The sequence below is a fragment of the Kitasatospora sp. NE20-6 genome, assembly GCF_045862635.1.
The window spans coordinates 358,017-372,345 of sequence record NZ_BPRL01000003.1 but is presented as its reverse complement, the minus strand read 5'-3'; the positions used below and the strand labels follow the sequence as shown (position 1 = coordinate 372,345).

The 14,329-nt window shown below is 76.3% G+C and carries 10 protein-coding genes; 3 read left to right on the top strand and 7 right to left on the bottom strand.

Going from position 1 to position 14,329, the window contains the following annotated elements; genetic code table 11:
• Positions 1–142 precede the first annotated feature (142 nt).
• The 5 genes from SNE206_RS03925 to SNE206_RS03905 form a co-directional block, all read right to left on the bottom strand.
• Complete coding sequence (locus SNE206_RS03925; RefSeq protein ID WP_407911910.1) at positions 143–868, bottom strand: winged helix-turn-helix domain-containing protein; 726 nt, start codon at positions 866–868, stop codon at positions 143–145.
• A 584-nt stretch (positions 869–1,452) separates the two neighbouring features.
• The gene (locus SNE206_RS03920) at positions 1,453–2,064 is read right to left on the bottom strand and encodes a GTP-binding protein (protein WP_407911909.1); all 612 of its coding nucleotides are present in this window, start codon (positions 2,062–2,064) and stop codon (positions 1,453–1,455) included.
• Positions 2,045–2,518, bottom strand: a complete 474-nt coding sequence (locus tag SNE206_RS03915) for a DUF742 domain-containing protein (protein WP_407911908.1) — start codon at positions 2,516–2,518, stop codon at positions 2,045–2,047. Before SNE206_RS03915 ends, SNE206_RS03920 begins: the two co-directional genes overlap by 20 nt.
• An 8-nt stretch (positions 2,519–2,526) precedes the next feature.
• On the bottom strand, positions 2,527–2,946 hold the full coding sequence (locus SNE206_RS03910) for a roadblock/LC7 domain-containing protein (protein ID WP_407911907.1): 420 nt from the start codon (positions 2,944–2,946) through the stop codon (positions 2,527–2,529).
• Complete coding sequence (locus SNE206_RS03905; RefSeq protein ID WP_407911906.1) at positions 2,943–5,648, bottom strand: nitrate- and nitrite sensing domain-containing protein; 2,706 nt, start codon at positions 5,646–5,648, stop codon at positions 2,943–2,945. Before SNE206_RS03905 ends, SNE206_RS03910 begins: the two co-directional genes overlap by 4 nt.
• A 366-nt stretch (positions 5,649–6,014) precedes the next feature.
• On the opposite strand from SNE206_RS03905, the gene SNE206_RS03900 reads away from it, so the two are divergent.
• A complete protein-coding gene (locus SNE206_RS03900) occupies positions 6,015–7,835 on the top strand; it encodes an AMP-dependent synthetase/ligase (RefSeq protein ID WP_407911905.1) in 1,821 nt (606 codons plus the stop codon).
• Between the two features lie 166 nt (positions 7,836–8,001).
• Here the strand turns inward: SNE206_RS03900 and SNE206_RS03895 are convergent, their stop codons facing one another.
• Both SNE206_RS03895 and SNE206_RS03890 read right to left on the bottom strand, forming a co-directional pair.
• Positions 8,002–8,799, bottom strand: a complete 798-nt coding sequence (locus tag SNE206_RS03895; protein ID WP_407911904.1) for an SGNH/GDSL hydrolase family protein — start codon at positions 8,797–8,799, stop codon at positions 8,002–8,004.
• Between the two features lie 242 nt (positions 8,800–9,041).
• Positions 9,042–9,647, bottom strand: a complete 606-nt coding sequence (locus SNE206_RS03890) for a hypothetical protein (RefSeq protein WP_407911903.1) — start codon at positions 9,645–9,647, stop codon at positions 9,042–9,044.
• Positions 9,648–9,955: 308 nt separating this feature from the next.
• Between SNE206_RS03890 and SNE206_RS03885 the strand changes: the two genes are divergently transcribed.
• Both SNE206_RS03885 and SNE206_RS03880 read left to right on the top strand, forming a co-directional pair.
• Positions 9,956–11,128, top strand: a complete 1,173-nt coding sequence (locus SNE206_RS03885; RefSeq protein WP_407911902.1) for an exonuclease SbcCD subunit D — start codon at positions 9,956–9,958, stop codon at positions 11,126–11,128.
• Positions 11,125–14,262, top strand: a complete 3,138-nt coding sequence (locus SNE206_RS03880) for an AAA family ATPase (RefSeq protein WP_407911901.1) — start codon at positions 11,125–11,127, stop codon at positions 14,260–14,262. Before SNE206_RS03885 ends, SNE206_RS03880 begins: the two co-directional genes overlap by 4 nt.
• Positions 14,263–14,329 lie beyond the last annotated feature (67 nt).

Sequence of the window (14,329 nt, the reverse complement as noted above, 5' to 3'; positions counted from 1 at the left end):
CGCCGGCCGCGCCTCCTGCGGAGACTGCTCCGGCGCGGTCCGCGCCGGTGAGCGGTGCACGGTGAGCGGCGACGGCCGGGTCCGCCCTGCGGGGGCGGGCCTGGCCGTCGCACGTCAGGCCTCACGCGTCACGCGCCACGCGTCACGCGGTCGGGGCGTACTTGTAGCCGACCCGGCGCACGGTGACGATGCTGTCGCGCTGGGCCGCACCGAGCTTGCGCCGCAGGCGCGCCACGTGGACGTCCACCGTGCGGCCGTCGCCGACGTGGCCGTAGCCCCAGACCGCGGTGACGAGGTGGTCGCGGGTGTGCACCCGGTGCGGGTGGGCGGTGAGGTGGGCGAGGAGCTCGAACTCCAGGTAGGTCAGGTCGAGCTGGACGCCGTCGACGTAGGCGGTGCGCCGGTCGGTGTCGACCGCGATGCCGCGGCCGGCCTGGCGGGCCGCGGGCCGGGGCGCCTCGGCGGGGACGGCGGCGGGCCGGTCGGCGGGCACCAGCAGCAGGTAGCCGACGAGCGGATGCCCGGCGGAGCCGCCGAGTTCGGCCCCGTACTGGGCGAGCAGGGCCTGCGGGAGGGCGACGACCGTGGCGCCCTCCGGGATCGCGCCGGCCGGCAGCCCGGCGGTCGTCGGCGCGGCGGTCGTCGGCGCGGCGGTCGTCGGCGCGGCGGCGGGCAGGACGGACTGCGGGGCCTCGGCGGGCGCGGCGAGCCGGTCGGCGGTGCGGTCCTGGGGCGGCACCGGGTGCTGCTGCGGGGCTGCGGCGGGGTACCACCGCTCACCCCCGGGCACGGCGGTGACGGAGCGTACGGCCCGCAGGTGCGGGGTGGCGGCGGTGACGGTACGGGTGGCCGTGGAGGTGGAGGACATGGTGAGCTCTCTTCGCGCGGAACGGATTCGGGTGGTCGTCTGCGCGTCGGGCCTGGTGCGGGAAGGGAACTGACGGTCCGTCAGTAAGCCGCAGGGCGGGACGCGCCGGGAGCGCGCCGACACGTCCGGTCGAAGAGGTAGGGCTGGCGGGAGGGCCAGAAGGGTTCGAGGTCGCGATGGAACGGGTCCACGAGTGGGTCTCCGGTGTGCGCAAGGGTGGAGGCTGCCGTGCTCCGCGGACGGCGGAGGGGCGTGGTGCGGGGCGACGGACCGGCCTGCGAACGGGGCGCGGGCCCGGTGGGGGAACCGTCAGCGACAGCAGGCGCTGCAGACCAGCGCCTGGTCGATGTGGCGGCGCACCGTGAGCGCCGGCACGGCGGGGGCGGGCATCACGACGGAACGGAACGCGTCTGCGGTCACGGTGTCGACTCCTCCCCCTCGGGCACGGCGCCGGGACGGGCGCGGCGTGCAACAGGTATGAGCCTTCCATGCCCTGACGGCCCCGGGCAAGCCCGCGGACAACGGCGTCCGCCATCCGGGACAGGAACCGCCCACCATCCGGACGGTCGCCGGAACGTCCCCGGTCAGCCGCGCGCGGCGGGAGCCGCGTCGAAGCCCGCCGCATGCTCGACCAGCCGGGCCAGCAGCTCCTTGCCGTCCTCGCGGCGCCGCGCGTCGCACAGCAGCACCGGCACCCGGGGGTCGAGGTCGAGCGCGGCACGGACGTCGTCCGGGGCGTACACCTCGGTGCCCTCGAAGCAGTTGACCGCGACGACGAACGGCAGGCCGCGCTGCTCGAAGTAGTCGACGGACGGGAAGGAGTCGGCGAGCCGCCGGGTGTCGGCCAGCACCACGGCGCCGAGCGCGCCGCTCGCGAGCTCGTCCCACAGGAACCAGAACCGGTCCTGGCCGGGCGTGCCGAAGAGGTAGAGCGCCAGCCCCGGGCGGAGGTCGATCCGCCCGAAGTCCATGGCGACGGTGGTGGTGCGCTTGCCCTCGACCCCGGCCGTGTCGTCGACCGGGCGGCCGCGCTCGCTGAGGAGTTCCTCGGTGCGGAGCGGGCGGATCTCGCTGACCGCCCCGACCAGGGTGGTCTTGCCCGCGCCGAACCCGCCGGCGACCAGGATCTTGAGGGCGACGGCGGACCACGGCGCGGAGCGGGGCCCCGCGGGGGCGTCAGAGGGCACGGAGGGCATGGATCACGTCCCGGAGCAGTTGTTCGTCGGGGCGCTGCGCGAGTGTCACCGGCTTCGTGACACTGATCAGTTCGGCCTCGTGGAGGTCGCCGAGCAGCACCCTGACGACGCTGACCGGCAGGTCGGTGTAGGAGCCGAGCTCGGCGACGCTCAGCGGTTCGTCGCGGCAGAGCGCGAGCAGGGCGTGGTGGGAGGCGTCCAGCACGGGCCCGCGATCGGGCACCGGGTCCGCGTCCGCCGCGCGGATGAGCGAGATGAGGTCGAACAGCCCGTCCTCGACGGGCCGGGCCGCGCGGCCGCGCGTCATCGAGAACAGCCGCACGACCGGGCCGGCGTCGTCGTCGAACCAGCGGTCCTCGACCGGGCCGCGCGGCACGAACAGGTCGACGTCCGGCGCCGTGCCGTGCCCGTCGTCCTGCCCGTCGTCCTGCCGTCCGTCCTCGGGGGCGCTCATCGGCTCGCTCATCTCCCCGGCGGGGCGGGCTCGGTGCGCGGCTCCGCGGCGAGGTGCTCGCCGACCCGCTTCACGAGCAGGGCCATCTCGTAGGCGATCTGGCCGACGTCGGACTCCGCGTCGCTCAGCACGGCGAGGCAGCTGCCGTCGCCCGCCGCCGTGATGAAGAGGAACGCCTCGTCGAGCTCCACCATCGTCTGGCGGACCCCGCCGACGCGGAAGTGCCGGCCGGCGCCCTTGGCGAGGCTGTGGAAGCCGGACGCGACGGCGGCGAGGTGCTCGGCGTCCTCCCGGGCCAGGCCGCTGGACACGCCGGTGGCCAGGCCGTCACCGGAGAGGATCACCGCGTGCCTCAACGTGGCGACACGGCCCACCAGATCGTCCAGAAGCCAGTTGAGGTCTCCGGACGACGGTGTCGTTGCGGTCATGATTCGGGTCCTTCCGCTGGGGCGGGCTGTGCGGGTGGTACGGGATGTCCTTGACGTACGGGGTACAGCTGGGGCCGCGGTCGCGCGGCCGGCAGAGCAGGTGGGACGGGTGCAGAGGGTAGCGCCACCCGGGGAGGCACGGGAGACCGGCCCCTGGGGGTGCCGGCGCGGGGCGGCGGCGGGGGCCCGGGGAGGTCCGGCACGACGGTGAGCGACGCCGGCTGGATGCGGTCGCCGCGGCCGCGCTGGAAGCCCCGCTGGAACGACGCGAAGGCGGCCCGCGCCTCCTCGGGCGAGCGGTCCCTGGCGCGTTCGGCGGCGGCCGCGTCGTGCTCGTCGGCGCCGTCCCGGAGCTGCGGGGCCAGGCTGGCCTGCCGTACGCGCCGGGGCAGCAGCCCGCCCGCCACCAGCGGCGCGGGGCCCTGCGGCCCGGCGGCCGGAACGGCGTCGGCGGCGGCCGGTGCGGCGGACGGCTCCGGGCCGTCGGCACGGCGGTGGCGGCCCGTGCCGGCCCCGTCGGGGTCGGGCACCAGGACGGGGCCGCCGGTGCGGCGGCGGGGCAGCCCGCCGGGTGTGCTGGCGGGCTCGGCCGCGGACGGCCGGGGGCCGCCGCCGACCCGGGCGGCACCGTGCGCGGGCCTGCCGTCGGCGGCGGGCGGGACCTCGGCGGGCCCGGCGGCGTGCCGGCCGGTCTCGGGTCGGGCGGTCCCGGGGCGGCCGGCCTCGGGGCGGGCCCCGGCCGTGCGGGCGGCGTCGGGGCGGGCGTCGGCCACGGGCTGGCCGGAGAACTGGTCGGCCATCACCTCGCTGGCGTCCGCGAGCAGCTCGCGCGGCACGAGCACGACGGCCGTGCTGCCGCCGTACGGCGAGGGCCGCATGTGCACCCGGATGCCGTGCCGGCGGGCGAGCCGGCTGACGACGAAGAGGCCGAGCCGGTCGGTGTCGGCGAGGTCGAACTCCTGCTCCACCGCGAGCCGCTCGTTGATCTCCTCCAGGGCGTGCTCGCTCAGGCCGAGGCCGCGGTCGTCGATCTCCAGGCAGAAGCCGTGCGCGACGACCTCGCCCTGCACCGTGACCTGGCTGTGCGGCGGGGAGAACACCGTCGCGTTCTCGACGAGTTCGGCGACGAGGTGGGTGACGTCCGCGACCGCGCTGCCGAGCAGGCCGGTGCCGGGGAAGGGCCGCACGATCACCCGGGCGTAGTCCTCGACCTCGCCGACCGCGGCGCGCACCACGTCGACCATCCGGACGGGCTTGCGCCAGGCCCGGCCGGGCGAGCCGCCGGAGAGGATGATGAGGCCCTCGGAGTGGCGCCGCATGCGGGTGGTGAGGTGGTCGAGGCGGAAGAGGTCCTCCAGCTCGGCCGGGTCCTCGGTGCGGCGCTCCATGGCGTCCAGCAGGGTCAGCTGGCGGTGCAGCAGCACCTGGCTGCGGCGGGCGAGGTTGACGAAGACCGCGGAGACGCCGCGCCGCAGCTCGGCCTGCTCGACGACGGCCTCGACGGCGACCCGCTGCACCTCGTGGAAGGCGCGGCCGACCTGGCCGATCTCGGCCGGGCCGAACTCCAGCTGCGGGGCCTCCGCCTCGACGTCGACCGGGTCGCCGCGGCGCAGCCGCAGCATCATGCCGGGCAGCCGGGTGCCGGAGAGCTCCTGCGCGGCGTTGCGCAGCGCGACGAGTTCGCGGACGTGCCCGCGGCCGATCCGGTACGAGATGAGCACCGACAGCACGACGGCGACGAGGCCGATGAGGCCGGCGATGCCGCCGCGCACGATCTGGTTGACGGCGTACGAGGTGGCGCGTTCGCCGATCCGGTCGGCGAGCCGGGTGTTGAGGTCGGCGAAGGAGGCGAGGGAGGGCTCGGCGGCTTCCTTCCAGGGGTCCTTGGTGCCCGCGTGCAGCGTGGCGACGCGGTCGGCGGCGCTGTCGAAGGTGGCCTCGGCGGCGTCGAGCACCATCCAGGCGTCGCTGCCGCGCAGGTCGGCGTAGTCGCGCTGGTCCTGCAGGTCGAGTTCGCCGACGTAGACGCGGAAGAGCGCCTGCTGGGCGTGCATGTTGTCGAGCGCGACCTGGATCTGCTGGGGGTAGGTGCTCCGGGAGAGCCGCAGCGCCTGCATGGCGGCGGCCTCGCGGGAGAGGTACTCGCGGGCCCGCACCAGCTCGTTGAGCAGGGTGGTCTGGCGGGGCAGCTGGCCGCTCTGCCGGCCGACGAAGGACGAGCGGAAGGGGAAGACCGCCTCGACGAGTCCGCTGTAGGAGGCGAGCTGGTGGTCCCAGCTGACGGCCTCGCGGCCGGCCTGGCTGCGGATGGCGGCGAGCTGGTCGGCGGCGGTGAGGATGTCCTGGTAGCGGACCCGCTGCTGCGCGTCGAGCTTGCCGGCGGCGGTGGAGTCGGTCAGGTAGCGGAGCTCGCGCAGGCTGCTGTCGGTGGCGGCCTGGGCGTGCTGGTAGGCGTCCTTGGCGGGCTGCGAGCCGGGTTCGGCGAGCCGGAGCACCGCGGTGCGGCGCTCCTCCTGGAGGTCCTGGGTGTAGTCGTCGACCGGCCGGACGAGTTCGCGGTAGGTGGTGCTGACGTCGAGCTGGCTCCAGACGTCGCCGGTGGTGATCAGGGTCGCGTAGACCCACAGCCCGGTGAGCGCCACGATGGGCACCATGAGCAGCGCGATGATCTTCGCGCGGATCGAGCTGCTGCGCAGACGCATGGGGTCCTCGGTCGGGATGGAGCCAGGCGCGGACGGGGTGCTTGCCGGGCGGGCGCAGTGCCTCCCGGGTCGGGCATGACGGCCCGGGCGGAGGGGCCGGGCCGACGGATCTGCGTGAGCCTACACCGCACTGACCACCCGTTCGAAGGGTCGCACCGATCGCCGACGGGCCCTGCCCGAATGATCCCGTATTGCTCTCCCGGCGGCGCCGCGCGGGTGTCACCGCGGGCGGCACACGGTGCCGATCCGCGCGCCGTCGCCGCAGGCTCTGGGCAGCGGACCGGGCGATCCGGTAGCTTCCCTGCCATCCGCCCGCGCGGCCGGGACGGACCGGCCGCCGGGGGGCACGGGGATCGGGGGCGGCGTGTGCGCGAGGTCAGCAGCCCGGCCCTGTCCGCCCCCGCCGCCGGCGGGCTGGCCGACTCGGTCTTCGACACCGCCGAGCACGACCCCGGCCTGATCCAGCTCTCGCGGCGCCACGACGGCGTCTGGCACCCGGTGACGGCGCTGCAGTTCCGCGACGAGGTGCTCGCCCTGGCCAAGGGCCTGCTGACGCGCGGCGTCCGCTACGGCGACCGGGTCGCCGTCATGTCGGGCACCTGTTACGAGTGGACGCTCTTCGACTACGCGCTCTGGGCGGTCGGCGCGATCCCCGTGCCGGTCTACCCGACGTCGGCGCCGGAGCAGGTCCGCTGGATCCTCGCGGAGACCCAGGCGGTGGCGTGCGTGGTGGAGCACGAGGACCACGCGATGACGGTCGGCGCGGTCTGCGACGCCCTGCCCGAGCTGACCGGCATCTGGCAGCTCGACCGGGACTGCGTGGAGAACCTGATGGAGGACGGCCGCGGCGTGCCCGACTCCCTCGTGCACCGCCAGCGCCTCGGCGTCACCGCCGACAGCGTCGCCACCGTCATCTACACCTCCGGCACCACGGGCCGCCCGAAGGGCTGCCTGCTCACCCACGGCAACTTCGCCGCCGAGGCGGACGGCCTCCTCGCCGGGTGGGGCGAGATCTTCCGCGACACCGGCGGGGTGCCGCCCGCCACCCTGGTCTTCCTGCCGCTCGCCCACGTGTACGGCCGCATGGTGCAGGTCGCGGCCGTCCGCGGCGGCATCCGGATCGGCCACCACGGCGAGCTCTCCACCGACAGCCTGCTGCCCGCGATCGCCTCCTTCCGCCCGACCTTCCTGCACGCGGTGCCGTACGTCTTCGAGAAGATCTACCAGCGCGCCCGGGAGCGGGCCGAGGAGGCCGGCAAGGCCGAACTCTTCGACCAGGCCGCCGAGACCGCGGTCGCCTGGGCCGCCGCGAAGGAACGCCGGGCGCTCGGCCACGGCTCCGGCCCGAGCCCGGCGCTGCGGGTGCGCCACACCGCGTACGACCGGCTGGTGTACCAGCGGCTGCGGGCGGTGCTCGGCGGGCGGGTGCGCAGCGTGATGTCCGGCGGGTCGACGCTGGGCCGCGAGCTCGGCCTCTTCTTCGCGGGCGCGGGCATGACCGTGTACGAGGGGTACGGCCTGACGGAGACGACCGCGGCGGTCACCGCGAACCCTCCCGGGAAGCCGAAGTTCGGCACGGTCGGCCGGCCGGTGCCGGGGGCGACGGTGGCGATCGGCGGGGACGGCGAGGTGTGGGTGCGCGGCGGCACCGTCTTCGCCGGCTACCTCAACCACCCGCGGTGCACCGAGGCCGCGCTCGTGAACGGCTGGCTCGCCACCGGCGACCTCGGGGCGCTCGACGAGGACGGCTACCTCACCATCACCGGCCGCAAGAAGGAGCTGATCGTCACCAGCAGCGGCAAGAACCTCGCCCCCGGCGCCCTGGAGGAGCGGGTGCGGGCGCACCCGCTCGTCGCCCAGTGCCTGGTGGTGGGCGACAACCGGCCGTACGTGGCGGCGCTGATCACGCTCGACCCCCTCGCCCTGACGCACTGGCTCAAGGTGCGCGGCCGCGCGCAGCTGGACATGTGGGGGGCGCTCGCCGACGCCGATCTGCACGGCGAGATCCAGCGGGCCGTCGCGGCGGCCAACACCGCGGTCTCCCGGGCGGAGTCGATCCGGGCGTTCCGGCTGCTGCCGAAGGAGTTCTCCGCGGAGGACGGCCTGCTGACGCCTTCGCTGAAGATGCGGCGCGGCGCGATCCTGGAGCACCACGCGGAGGACATCGAGGAGCTGTACACCCCCTGACGGCCCGCCGGACACCCGGAGGGGCATCCTGACGGCGGGTGCGCGGCGGACCGGCGTGCGCGCCTCTCCCGACACGCGGACGGGCCGCCCGGCGGGGTCTGCCGGACGGCCCGTCACCAGGGCGCGGTGGGGTGCGCCGTGGGGGGTGCGCCGTGGGGGGTGCGGATCAGGCGCCGGCGCTGAACGACGGCAGGTAACCGCCGGACTGTCCGGCCTTGTTGGGGTGGTAGCTCTCGTCGACGGGCACGGTGGTGCTGTTGAGCCACTGCGTGGCGGAGCCGCAGATCTCGTGCTCGGTGAAGACGCTGCGCACGTCCTTGAAGGTGAAGCCGGCGTTCGCCACGCGCTTGGCGATGACCGAGTCGATGGTGTCGGCGGCCCCGTTGATCGCGGCCCGCTTGGTGTCGCCGATGCCGAAGATGCAGCTCCCGCCGATCTTGTAGAGGTGCGGGTAACCGAGCACCACCACATGGGCGTTGGGGGCCTTGCTGCGGATGGCGTTGTAGACGGAGTCGAGCTGCCCCGGGAGGGTGTTGGTGGCGTAGGCCTTGGCCGCGGCGACGGCGCTGAGGCAGGAGCTCTCGGAGTTGAGCACGCACGTCTGCATGGTGCTCGCGAATCCCGCGTCGTTGCCGCCGATGGTGATGCTCACCAGGGTCGTGGTCGAACTCAACGCGGAGATCTGGTTGTTCAGAACGTCACCGGTCTTCGCGCCGGAACACGCGACGAAGGAGAACGAGGTGGGGGCGTTGGCATTCTTCCAGAGGGTCGGATAGGCGTTGTTGCTGCGCTTGCAGCTGCCGCTGTCGCTGGTGTAACTGCCGGCGCCCACACCGGCGGAGTACGAGTCGCCGAGGGCGACGTACCGGGCTCCGGCGGCCGACGCCTGGGTGGCGGTGACGAGGGTGGACAGCGAGAGCGCGAGGGTCGTGGCGGCAACGGCCAGGATTCTGACGCGAGGCATGGGGGGACCTCCGGGTGGGGGGGTGAAAGCGGTCCGGGAGGTGGGGTGACCCGGATCACACTTTGTTGATACCAGGCAGTAGCCTGAGTGGATAGTGCCCATGCCAAAGTTGTTGACGGAATGACAGGTACGGCACCGTCAGGCCTCCCGGGTGCCACCCGGAGGCCACGGGCGGGCCATCTGCGGACGCCGGGGGGAGACGCGGGCGACGGGGCGAAGGGGGCGGCGCGGACGCCGGGGCGTCAGACCGCCGGCCAGAGCGTGCAGCCCGCCCGCGGGAGCTCCTCGATCGTCTCGTCCGCCGCGGCGGGCACCCCCAGGTGCCGTACGGCCGCGGCCACCGCGGCCCGGGCCTGCCGCAGGCCCGGCGCACCCCAGCCGAGCAGCTCCACCGCGAGCCCCGGCGCGACCAGCAGCCGCCGGTAGTGCCGGCCCGACGCGGGGTCCGGGCGGGACTCCCCCACCCGCTGCAGCGCCGCCGCCATCCGCACCCGGGCGCACTCGTGCCCGCCGTTCGCGGAGCCCACCCGGTCGTAGAGGTACCCCAGGTAGTACGGGCGGCCGATCACCGCCTGCGCCTCCTCGCCCGCCTCCCGGGCCAGCGCCGCGCCCGGGTCGCCGGCGTCCTCCGGCTCCAGCGAGCCGCCGGGCAGGCTGACGACCCCGTCCTTGGGGTTCACCAGGGTCAGCACGCGGCCGTCCGGCGCGAACAGCCACCCCCACGACTGCTTCACCGGCAGCCCGGCCGGCACCGCGTCGCCGGGCAGCCACGGCCACCCGGCGCTGGGCCGGCGCCGTACGAGCCCGAGCAGCTCGGCGATCTCCGCGCTGTACTCGATGCGGTTCACGCGTCCCCTCCGGCGGTCCCGGGCCGACCGGCGCGCCGGGCGGCGGCCGGGAGCGGGTGCGGTGGCGCCGCCGCCCGCCGTTGACTGTTGATCTTCCCCGAACATCCGGTCGATGAACAGTCCTGGCGGCCGCCCGGGGCACCGCGCCGGACACCCGCCCCCGGCGTGCGCCCCCGCCGTCCCGTCCGGCCCTCCGCGGAACGGACCGTACCGGACGTCACCGACGGTCCACCGGGCATCACGGATCGGCACCGGCGCGTCCGGAGCGACCCACGGGATGTCGGTGACGCCCGTTATGGTCGGTGACCATGCGACTGCTGCATACCTCCGACTGGCACCTCGGCCGCTCCTTCCACCGGGAGAGCCTGCACGACGCCCAGCGCGCCTTCCTCGACCACCTGGTGACCGTCACCGAGGCCGAGCGCGTCGACGCCGTGCTGGTCGCGGGCGACGTCTACGACCGGGCGCTGCCCGGCCTGGAGGCGGTCGCGCTCTTCGACGACGTCCTCGTGCGGCTGGCCGGCCTCGGCGTGCCCGCCGTCTTCATCAGCGGCAACCACGACTCGGCCCGCCGGCTCGGCGTCGGCGCCCGCCTGATCGACCGCGCCGGCATCCACCTGCGCACCGACCCGGACGGCTGCGCCACGCCCGTGCTGCTCTCCGACCAGCACGGGCCGGTCGCCGTCTACGGCCTGCCCTACCTGGAGCCCGCCCTCGTCCGCGACCGCTTCGGGCTCGACCGCGGCGGCCACGACCGGGTGCTCGGCGCCGCCATGGACGCCGTCCGCGCCGACCTCGCCGGCCGGCCCGCCGGCACCCGCGCCGTGGTGCTCGCGCACGCCTTCGTCACCGGCGGCGAGCCCAGCGACAGCGAACGCGACATCACCGTCGGCGGCGTCGCGAGCGTGCCCGCCGGCGTCTTCGACGGCGTGCACTACGCCGCCCTCGGCCACCTCCACGGCAGCCAGCGCCTCGCCCCGCACCTGCGCTACAGCGGCTCCCCGCTCGCCTACTCCTTCTCCGAGTGGAAGCACCGCAAGAGCATGTGGCTGATCGACCTCGACGCCGACGGCGCGATCGCCGCCGAGCAGCGCGTCGACTGCCCGCAGCCCCGCGCCCTCGCCTGCCTGCGCGGCCGCCTCCACGACCTGCTCCACGACGACGGGCACGCCTGGGCCGAGGACCGCTGGGTGCAGGCCACCCTCACCGACCCCGGCCGGCCCGCCGACGCCATGGAGCAGCTGCGCCGCAGGTTCCCCCACACCCTGCAGCTGCTCTTCGAACCCGACGACGCCGCCACCGACGGCCTGCCCTCGTACGCGGCACGCGTCGGCGGCCGCACCGACCTGCAGGTCGCCGAGGGCTTCGTCCGGCACGTACGCCCCGGCAGCACGCTGACCGACGAGGAGCACGGCTGGCTCGCCGAGGGCTTCGAGAGCGTCCGCCGCGACACCGAGCACGCCCGGGAGGAGGCCCGATGAGGCTGCACCGGCTCACCCTCACCGCCTTCGGCCCGTTCGCCGGCACCGAGGAGGTCGACTTCGACACCCTCGCCGCCTCCGGGCTCTTCCTGCTGCGCGGCGCCACCGGCGCCGGCAAGAGCAGCGTGCTCGACGCCGTCTGCTACGCCGTGTACGGCGAGGTGCCCGGCGCCCGCAAGGGCAACCCGCTGCGCAGCGACCACGCCGCCCCCGGCCTGCTCACCGAGGTGCGCCTCGAACTCACCCTCGGCGGACGCCGCCTGGAGATCACCCGCAGCCCCGAGCAGCAGCGCCCCAAGCTGCGCGGCACCGGCTCCACCACCGAGAAGGCCCGGACGCTGCTGCGCGAGCGCGTGCCGGGCACCGACGGCGGGGCGCCCGGCTGGCGGGCGCTCAGCAGGTCGCACCAGGAGGCGGGCGAGGAGATCGGCCGGCTGATCGGCATGAGCCGGGAGCAGTTCTGCCAGGTCGTGCTGCTGCCGCAGGGCGACTTCGCCCGTTTCCTGCGGGCCGACACCAAGCAGCGCGCCGAGCTGCTCGGCCGGCTCTTCGACACCCGGCGCTTCGGCCAGGTCGAGCGGTGGCTCGCCGACCGGCGCACCCGGCAGGAAGCCGCCGTCCGCGAGGGCCGCCAGCGGCTCCGCGCCCTGGCCGCCCGGGCCGAGGAGGCCGCCGGCCCGGACGCCGAACCGCAGGACGCCTGGGTGCCCGCCGAGGACGGCTCCGCGGCGAGCGCCGCCGGGCTCGTCGACGGCGTGCTCGGCTGGGCCGCCGTGCTGCGCAGCGGCGCCGCCGAACAGGAGGCCGTGGCCGCCTCCGCGCTGACCGCCGCCCGCACCGCCCAGGCCGGGGCCGTGCAGCGCCGGCAGGAGGCCGGGCAGCTGGCCGACCGGCAGCGGCAGCACCGCGCCGCCGTCCGCCGGGCCGAGGAGCTCGGTCGGCAGGCGCAGGCCGTCGCCGGCGACCGCGGCCGGCTCGCCCGTGCGCAGGCCGCGCTGGGCGTCGAGTCGGCGCTGCGGCTGCACTCCGCCGCCGACCGGGCCCGCCGTGCGGCGCTCGACACCGAACAGGAGCGCCGTGCGGCCCTGCGGCGGTCCGCGGCGGCCGTCCTGCCGTCCCGTACCGGTTCGGGGGGAGGGCCGGGGCCGGCGGACGGCGACGCCCTGCTCCCCCGTCAGGCAGGCCCCGCGGAGCCGGCGGCGCTGCCCGCCGACGGCGACGCCGAGGCGCTCGCCGCGGCCGAGCGCCGGCTGCGCGCCGCGGGCGGCGGGCTGGCCGCGGCCCGCGACGCCGAACGCCGGCACGCCGAACTCGGCCGCGAGGCCGGGGAGCTCACGGCCCGGCAGGAGAAGGCCGAGCTGCTCGCCGAGGAGGCCCGGGAGTGGCTGGCCGACGTCGACGAGCGGCTCGCCGGCCTCCGCGCCGAGCAGACCGCCGCCGCCGCGGCCGCCGCACGGGTCGCCGTCCTCGACCTCGACCACGCCGCGCTGACCCGGCGGCACCGCGCCGCCGAGGAGCGGGACGACCTGACCGGCCGGATCGCCGCCACCGGGCAGCAGGTCCTGGACCTCGAACACCTCGCCCTCGACGCGCGGGCGCACAGCCTCGACCTCCAGGAGCGGCGACTGGCCGGCATGGCCGCCGAGCTCGCCGGCGGCCTGCTCGCCGGAGAGCCGTGCCGGGTCTGCGGCGCGGCCGAGCACCCCGCCCCGGCCGTCCCCGCGAGCGACCCGGTCACCGCCGGCGACCAGGAGCGGGCCGCCGCCGAACAGTCCGCCGCCGAACAGCGGCGGGACACCGCCCGCGGGGCGCTGGCCGCGCTCCGGACCGCCGAGGCCGCGGCGCGCGCCGTGGCCGGCGAGGAGCCGGCCGCCGCGCTGGCACGGGCCCTGGCGGCCGCCGCCGCCGAACGCGGGCACGCCGTGCGGGAGGCCGACGGGCTCGGCCGCATCGAGCAGCGGATCGAGCGGCTCACCGCCGAGCAGCACCTCCGCGAGGAGCAGCTGCGGACGGGCGGCGCGGACGCGGCCGGGTTCGCCGGCCGGCTCCACACGCTGGAGGGCGAGCGCGGCCAGCTGGCCGCGCTCGTCACGGCGGCCCGCGGCGACGCGCCGTCGGTGGCCGTGCGGGCGCGGCAGATCGAGGAGGCCGCCGGGGCGGTCGCGGCGGCCCTGGCCGCCGTACGGGCGTCGGCGCAGGCCGCGGAGCGGCTGGCCGAGGCGGAGGCCGAGGTCGCCCGCGCCACGGCCGAGGCCGGCTTCGACACCCCCGGGGCCGCGCAGGAGGCTGCGCTCCCGGCCGCCCGGCGGGAGGCGCTGGCGGTGCGGCTGGAGCAGCACGACCGGGCGTTCGCCGCCGTGGAGGCGGAGCTGGCGCGACCGGAGCTGGTCTCGGCGGCGGGCCTGCCGCCGGTCGACCCGGCCGGGCCGGAGGCCGAGCTGGACCGGGCGACGGAACGGCTCCAGCGGGCCGCTGCGGCGGCCGGCGCGGCCGAGGAGCGCCGCGCGGCGCTGCGGCGGATCGGCGCGGGGCTGGCCGGGCTGGCGTCCGAGCTGGCGCCCGCCCTGGCCGAGTACGGCCGGCTCGGCCGACTCTCCGCGCTGGTGTCCGGCACCCCCGGGGAGAACGCGCTGCGGATGCGCCTGGAGTCGTACGTGCTCGCGGCCCGGCTGGAGCAGGTGGCCGCGGCGGCCAGCACCCGGCTGGTGCGGATGTCCGGCGGGCGCTACACCCTGGTGCACAGCGACGGCCTGGTCTCCGGCACGAAGCGCTCCGGGCTCTCGCTGCGGGTGGTGGACGCCTGGACGGGCCGCGAGCGGGACACCGCGACGCTGTCGGGCGGGGAGAGCTTCTTCGCCTCGCTCGCGCTGGCGCTCGGGCTGGCCGACGTCGTGACCGACGAGGCCGGCGGCATGCCGCTCGACACCCTCTTCGTCGACGAGGGTTTCGGCAGCCTCGACGAGCAGACGCTGGAGGAGGTCATGGACGTCCTGGACGGGCTGCGCGAGCGCGACCGGGCGGTCGGCATCGTCAGCCACGTCGCGGACCTGCGCTCGCGGATCCCCGCGCAGCTGCTGGTCCACAAGCGGCGGCACGGGTCGACGCTGGCGCTCGCCTCCCGGGAGGACGCCTGACCGGTGCGGCCGACACGCCGGACGGCGTACGGGCCGCCTGAGGACGTGCGGGCGTGGCGGGGCGGGC